Origin of the sequence: Pseudomonas sp. AKS31 (genome assembly GCF_023634765.1) — a bacterium.
Classification (GTDB): domain Bacteria; phylum Pseudomonadota; class Gammaproteobacteria; order Pseudomonadales; family Pseudomonadaceae; genus Aquipseudomonas.
This window is the reverse complement of record NZ_JAMLFX010000008.1, coordinates 209,432-215,614: the sequence shown is the minus strand read 5'-3', so window position 1 is coordinate 215,614 and position 6,183 is coordinate 209,432. Positions and strand designations below refer to the sequence as shown.

At 60.8% G+C, this 6,183-nt stretch carries 8 protein-coding genes; 5 read left to right on the top strand and 3 right to left on the bottom strand.

Annotation, left to right across the window (positions count from 1 at the left end):
• Positions 1-97: 97 nt before the first annotated feature.
• A complete protein-coding gene (locus M9827_RS20135) occupies positions 98-1,405 on the bottom strand; it encodes an ATP-binding protein (RefSeq protein ID WP_250606804.1) in 1,308 nt (435 codons plus the stop codon).
• Entirely contained in the window at positions 1,402-2,142 is a 741-nt protein-coding gene (locus M9827_RS20130) for a response regulator (RefSeq protein ID WP_250606803.1), read from the bottom strand. The genes M9827_RS20135 and M9827_RS20130 overlap by 4 nt, the downstream gene beginning before the upstream one ends.
• Positions 2,143-2,440: 298 nt before the next feature.
• Here M9827_RS20130 and M9827_RS20125 point away from each other — a divergent pair, with 298 nt between their 5' ends.
• Genes M9827_RS20125 through M9827_RS20115 form a run of 3 tightly spaced genes read left to right on the top strand, consistent with a single transcriptional unit; the run spans position 2,441 to position 4,295 of the window.
• Positions 2,441-2,704 carry a DUF2790 domain-containing protein gene (locus M9827_RS20125; protein ID WP_250606802.1) on the top strand — a complete coding sequence of 88 codons (264 nt, stop codon included), beginning with the start codon at positions 2,441-2,443 and terminating at the stop codon, positions 2,702-2,704.
• Positions 2,705-2,750: 46 nt separating this feature from the next.
• Positions 2,751-3,047 carry a hypothetical protein gene (locus M9827_RS20120; RefSeq protein ID WP_250606801.1) on the top strand — a complete coding sequence of 99 codons (297 nt, stop codon included), beginning with the start codon at positions 2,751-2,753 and terminating at the stop codon, positions 3,045-3,047.
• Between the two features lie 36 nt (positions 3,048-3,083).
• Positions 3,084-4,295, top strand: coding sequence for a cytochrome c biogenesis protein DipZ (locus M9827_RS20115; RefSeq protein WP_250606800.1), 1,212 nt, complete (start codon positions 3,084-3,086; stop codon positions 4,293-4,295).
• A 17-nt stretch (positions 4,296-4,312) separates the two neighbouring features.
• On the opposite strand, the gene M9827_RS20110 is transcribed toward M9827_RS20115, so the two are convergent.
• Positions 4,313-4,774, bottom strand: coding sequence for a GNAT family N-acetyltransferase (locus M9827_RS20110; RefSeq protein WP_250606799.1), 462 nt, complete (start codon positions 4,772-4,774; stop codon positions 4,313-4,315).
• Positions 4,775-4,999: 225 nt separating this feature from the next.
• On the opposite strand from M9827_RS20110, the gene M9827_RS20105 reads away from it, so the two are divergent.
• Both M9827_RS20105 and M9827_RS20100 read left to right on the top strand, forming a co-directional pair.
• Complete coding sequence (locus M9827_RS20105) at positions 5,000-5,272, top strand: DUF4242 domain-containing protein (protein WP_250606798.1); 273 nt, start codon at positions 5,000-5,002, stop codon at positions 5,270-5,272.
• A 33-nt stretch (positions 5,273-5,305) separates the two neighbouring features.
• Entirely contained in the window at positions 5,306-6,118 is an 813-nt protein-coding gene (locus M9827_RS20100) for a class I SAM-dependent methyltransferase (RefSeq protein ID WP_250606797.1), read from the top strand.
• The last annotated feature ends 65 nt before the right edge of the window (positions 6,119-6,183 follow it).

Genomic DNA, 6,183 nt, shown 5'->3' with positions numbered 1-6,183 from the left:
GAGCCTGCTCGCGAAAGCGATCTGTCAGTCAACTTGAACATCGACTGACAGGACGCCTTCGCGAGCAGGCTCGCTCCCACAGGGATTTTCGCTGTTATCAGGAGTGCAGGGGGAGTTTCAGCTCCGCACACAACCCGCCACCCTCGCGATTGCTCAAGGTCAGCGAACCACCCAAGGCCATGGCCAGTTGTTGGGCGATGGCCAGTCCCAGCCCGGTGCCGCCGGTATCGCGATTGCGCGAGTTTTCCACGCGGTAGAACGGTTGCAGCACCTGCGCCAGTTCGGCGTCGGCGATGCCGGGGCCGCGATCCATGACGGTGATCGCCAGGCTGCCCTTGTTGGCCTCGACCCAGACTTCGGCGGCGCCGGCGAATTTCAGCGCGTTGTCGGTGAGGTTCACCAGTACTCGGCGCAACGCATGGGGGCGGGTGTCGATGACCGCCGCACTTTTGCCGACCAGTTGCACCTGCTTGCCCATGTCCTGATAGTCGAAGACCAGGCTTTCGAGGAAGGAATCCATGTTGGTGCGACGGCTTTCCTCGGTCGAGCCATGGATGCTGCGCGCATACGCCACGCCTTCGCGCACCAGGTGTTCCATCTCGCTGAGGTCATTCCACAGTTTGTCTTTCTCGGCGCAATCGTCCATGAGTTCGGCGCGCAGTTTCATCCGCGTGATCGGCGTTTGCAGATCATGGGAAATCGCCGCCAGCAATTGCATGCGCTCCTTGAGGTAAGCGGCAATGCGCGCCTGCATCGCGTTGAATGCGCGCGCGGCGTAGACCACTTCGTTCGGGCCGCTTTCGTCGAGGTGGATCGGGTGGGCGTTGGGGTCAAGAGTTTCCACGGCATTGGAAAGCCGGGTCAGCGGGCGGATCGCGATGCGCACGGCCAGCCAGGTGCAGGCGATCATCAACGCCAGTTGGCCGAGCAAGACCACCGGCAACCAGGGCGACAGCGGGACCATGGCGGGGCGCACGTCGATGGTCACCGGGCTGCCGTCGCTCAGGCGCAGATGGCCCTGAAAGTGTTTCTTCGGTCCGGGAATATCGGTGAAGGTCAGTGGATAGCGTTCACCAATGGCTTCAGTGATCGAGGTGACCGCCACCGGCACATCACCGGCGTCGATCGGCGTGCCCGGTTCGCCTTCGCTCAACAGGTAGCCATAATTTTTTCGCGCCAGACGCTCGAGCCAGTCGGGACGCTCTTCGGCAGGCAGGCGATCGAGGATCGCAATCGAGGTCGAAACGTCGGTTTCCAGATTGCCGAGCATGGTGTTCTTTGCGCTTTGGTAACGCTCGTAATATTGCGCACCGAACGACAGCGCCTGAGCGAGCAGCAGGCCGATCAGGAAAATCAGCGACAGGCGCGAGGCGAGGGTGCGCGGCCAGTGCAGATTGACGCTCATGCCGGAGCACCGAGAATTTCGACCGGCAGCGAGAATACATAACCTTCGCTGCGCATGGTCTTGATGTAGGCCGGCTCACGCGCATCATCCAGCAGACGCTGACGCAAACGGCTGACCAGCAAATCGATCGAGCGGTCAAACAGATCGGCATCACGGCCCTGAGTCAGGTTGAGCAGTTGGTCGCGGCTGAGCACCCGTTGCGGGTGATCGAGAAACACCCGCAGCAAACGGTATTCGGCGCCGCTGAGGGCTACCATGGTGCCGTCCTTGTCCAGCAGGTGACGGGCCGAGGTGTCCAGTTGCCAACGGCCGAAAGCCAGCAAGCGACCAGCCTCGGTGACCACCAGATTTGGCGGCAGCATCCGCGTGCGGCGCAGCACGGCGTTGATCCGCGCGAGCAATTCGCGGGCGGCGAACGGTTTGGTCAGGTAATCGTCGGCGCCCATTTCCAGGCCGATGATGCGGTCGGTTTCATCGTTGCGGGCGGTCAGCATCAGGACCGGCGTGGCCTTGTGTTTGCCCACCCGCAATTCGCGGCACAACTGCAGGCCATCGTCGCCGGGCATCATGATGTCGAGCACGATCAGGTCGACGGTGTTGGCCTCGAGAAAGCTGCGCATCTGCCGGCCATCGGCGACCACCGTGGTACGCAAACCGTTTTTTTTCAGGTAGTTGCCCACCAGCTCACGGATCTCGCGGTCGTCGTCGACGATGAGAATGTGATCGACATGATCCATCGGTTCAAGCCTCAGTCAGAAGGGGAATGCCGTGCAGTCTATAGAGCCTTCAATGGCTCGCCTGCGTGCCTTTGTATTGCAGTGTATCTGCCGTGGCGGCGGATACACGGGAACGCAAAATCGGGAATTTTTCAGGGTTTTGTATCGCTGTGTATCCCTCGATGGCAGGGATACACAGCGATTGAAACGTGCCCGTTCCTGACACAGAGGCGATACCTCGCAAGCTTCAAATAGGCTCCATCGAGGCCCACACAGATCGCCTCGGCTCAAACCCACTGAAGCCTTGAGGAGTACCGCCATGATCAACAAATCCGTTATCGCCGCCTGCCTGTTTGCCGCCCTGAACGTCTGCACCTTGTCGGCCCGGGCCGAAGCCGCCGCCACCCCGCAAACCTACACCTACGGCACCCACCTGGATATCCAGAAAGTGATCTCGCTGAAGGAGGACAACTCGGTGGCTTGCGGCATCGTCGAGGCCCGCATGACCTACCTCGATTCGGCCGGCAAAACCCGCGTGCTCGATTACAGCAAATTTGCCGACGGTTGCAACAACGACAACTGAGTCATCAACGGCAATCAGACCCACTCTTTATAGAAGGAACACAACCATGAACAACGTATCGCGCTTTTTGACCGCCATTGCTTTCTCCCTGGCCGGTGTCGCCGCCCATGCCAACGCTGCGGTTGAACAGCATAGCTGCAACAGCGGCAGCTGCTTTCAACTGACGCCGGTGGCCAAGCAGGGCAGCGATGGCCTGATTGCGGCTGACGGTTCCAGTCGTACGCCACAAGGCCAGATGTTTGCCGCTGATGGCTCCAGCCGCACGCCGCAGGGCCAGATGTTTGCCGAGAATGGCGCCAGCCGTACGCCGCAAAGTCATTGGCTGGAAAGCCAGAGCGTCTGAATGCTCGTCACATTCATTGATCAAGGGTGACTCACTATGTACCTCATCGCATTTCTCGGCGGTCTGCTGACCGTGCTCAGCCCCTGTATTTTGCCGGTGGTGCCGTTTCTGTTTGCCGGCGCGCAACGCAGCCGCGCAGCGATTGTGCTGACGCTCGGCGGCATGGCGCTGACTTTCGCGCTGATCTCCAGCCTCGCCGTGGTCAGCAGCGAATGGGTGATTCAGGCCAGCAACAGTGGCCGTTATGTCGCATTGATCGTGATGAGCGTGTTCGCCCTGTCGCTGATCTCGGCGCGCGTCGGTGACTGGCTGACGCGACCGTTCGTGATGCTCGGCAACCGCCTCGACCCGGACACCCGGAAAAAGGCTGGGCCGATGGGATCGATCATGCTCGGCGTGGCCACGGGGTTGCTTTGGGCACCGTGCGCCGGGCCGATTCTCGGGGTGATCCTCACCGGCGCCATGCTGCAAGGCGCCAACGCGCAGACCAGCCTGTTGCTGCTGGCCTACGGCGCCGGCAGTGCGTTGTCGCTGGGCACACTGATCTTCACCGGGCGCGGGCTGGTCAACCGCTTGAAACCGTCGATCCCGTTCACCGGCTGGTTGCACCGCGGTGCCGGGGTTGCGGTACTGGCGACGGCGGCGGTGATCGCCACCGGTTTCGACAAAACCTTGCTGGCGAACACCTCCTCTGAAGGCGTCGCCAGCGTCGAAAAAAGCGTGCTGGAAAACGTGCCGAAGGTGGTCGACTACTTCGTCAGCAAAGTCCGCGCGGATTCGCCGATGGAGCAGGGCAAAGGCGCGATGCCGTCATTGGCCGGCGCTGTGCAATGGCTCAACTCGCCTGAGCTGAGCGCAGACGCCCTGCGCGGCAAGGTGGTGCTGGTGGATTTCTGGACTTATGACTGCATCAACTGCCAGCACACCTTGCCGTACGTCAAAGACTGGGCGAAGAAGTACGAGAAGGACGGCCTCGTGGTGATCGGTGTACACACCCCGGAATACGGCTATGAGCGGATCATCGACAACGTCAAGGATCAGGTGAAAAAACTCGGCATCACCTACCCGGTGGCCATCGACAATAACTATACGATCTGGCGCAACTTCGACAATCAGTACTGGCCGGCGCATTACCTGATCGACGCCAAGGGGCAGGTGCGTTACAGCCACTTCGGTGAAGGTCGCTACGAAGCGCAGGAACAGATGATCCAGCAGTTGCTGGAGGAGGCGAAGGCACCTGCCGCTTGATCAACAAAACCAATGGCTCAGAGGTCGCGGACCATGAGCCATTGTTCGTTGTCCCAGGCGCGAAAACGCTCCAGGACCTGCCATCCGCGTTTGGCGTAGTAGTCCTGCTTGTTCTGCGTGTGCAGGTACAACCGCGCAAAGCCGCAGGTTTTTGCCTCCTGACAAATCCCTTCAATCAAGCGTTCCGCCAACCCTTGCCCACGTGCTTCAGGGCTGACGAATACGCAGGCCAGCCAAGGCCCGAGGTCGGGGCGCAGGGTAAGGTCATCGCGTGCCAGCGCCGCACCGCCGACCAGGTGTTCGCCGTCCATGGCGATCAGGCACGACCAGTCACCATTGCGTTGGCCTTGGGCAAACTCACGTTGCCATTCGGCCAACGGCTGGTCGACGTATTCGTAAGGGAATTGTTGGTGAATCCATTGGGCATAGCGGTCGCTGTGGTGCATGTGATGCGCGAGCCAATCGATTTGCAGTGACATCCGTCGAGTCCGTTCCAGAGGCGAGGGGGCATCAGAAACCAATCCCCCGACCTTGGCAATCCTCAAGGTGTTCCAGACGCTTTACAGATTTCCACCGCTCATCGGCAAACCCCCGGTTTTACGGGGTTGCCAGACGATTGGCAGGGACGCCGAGCGGTCTCGGCGCGATAGTGAGCGAGCAGGGTCACTGCCGGCCTTGCCTCATAACAAGAGCGCGAGGTTGCCATGCCTAAATTCGTGATTGAACGCGAGATTCCAGGGGCCGGGAAGCTATCCGAAGCAGAACTCAAAGCTGTGTCGCAAACGTCCTGTCAGGTATTGCGTGATCTCGGGCCGCAGGTGCAGTGGCTGCAAAGCTATGTCACCGCCGACAAAATCTATTGCGTGTACATCGCGCCTGACGAAGAGCAGGTGCGCGAACACGCCAGGCTCGGTGGGTTTCCTGCCAACAGTGTGGCGCGGGTGATGACGGTCATCGATCCGACGACGGCCGAATGACCAACGACCCCACCTGCTGCGGAGCTCATGCTCATGAGTACCCCGATTGATCTGACTGCCTTGAAGGAACGCCAGAAAGTCGCCTGGGCCAGTGGCGACTACGCCGTGATCGGCACGACGTTGCAAATCGTCGGCGAAAACCTCGCCGAAACCTGCGACTTGCGTTGCGATGAAGAGGTGCTGGATGTCGCTGCCGGCAACGGTAACGCGACGCTGGCGGCGGCACGGCGTGGTTGCCGGGTCACCTCGACCGACTACGTCGCGGCGTTGCTGGAACGTGGTCAGGATCGTGCCAGGGCGGAGCATCTGGACGTGACGTTTCAGGTCGCCGATGCCGAGGCGCTGCCATTCGCTGATGAAAGTTACGACGCGGTGCTGTCGACCTTTGGTGTGATGTTCGCACCGGATCAGGACAAGGCCGCTGCCGAACTGGGCCGGGTTTGTCGCCGTGGCGGGCGGATCGGTCTGGCCAACTGGACCCCGGAAGGTTTCGTCGGCCAGATGTTCAAGACCCTTGGCCGGCATCTGCCGCCGCCTGCCGGTGCCCAGCCCCCCTCGAATTGGGGCTCCGATGCCTGGTTGCACAAACATTTCGATGACCGCGATTTCCTGTTGCGCGTGACGCGCCGAGACTTCAATTTTCGCTATCGCTCGGCGGCGCATTTCATCGACGTCTTTCGCCATTGGTATGGGCCGGTGCACAAGGCCTTCGCCGCATTGCCGCCAGCGAGCGGGCAGGCGCTGGAAAGTGATCTGGCGGATCTGCTCAATCGGTTGAATCGGGCGGGAGAGGGTTCGCTGGTGGTGCCGAGTGAATATCTGGAGGTGGTGATTACCAAGCGCTGATTCACCCCCGACTTTCATGACGATGGAGACCCCTGTGGGAGCGAGCCTGCTCGCGAAAGCGGTAT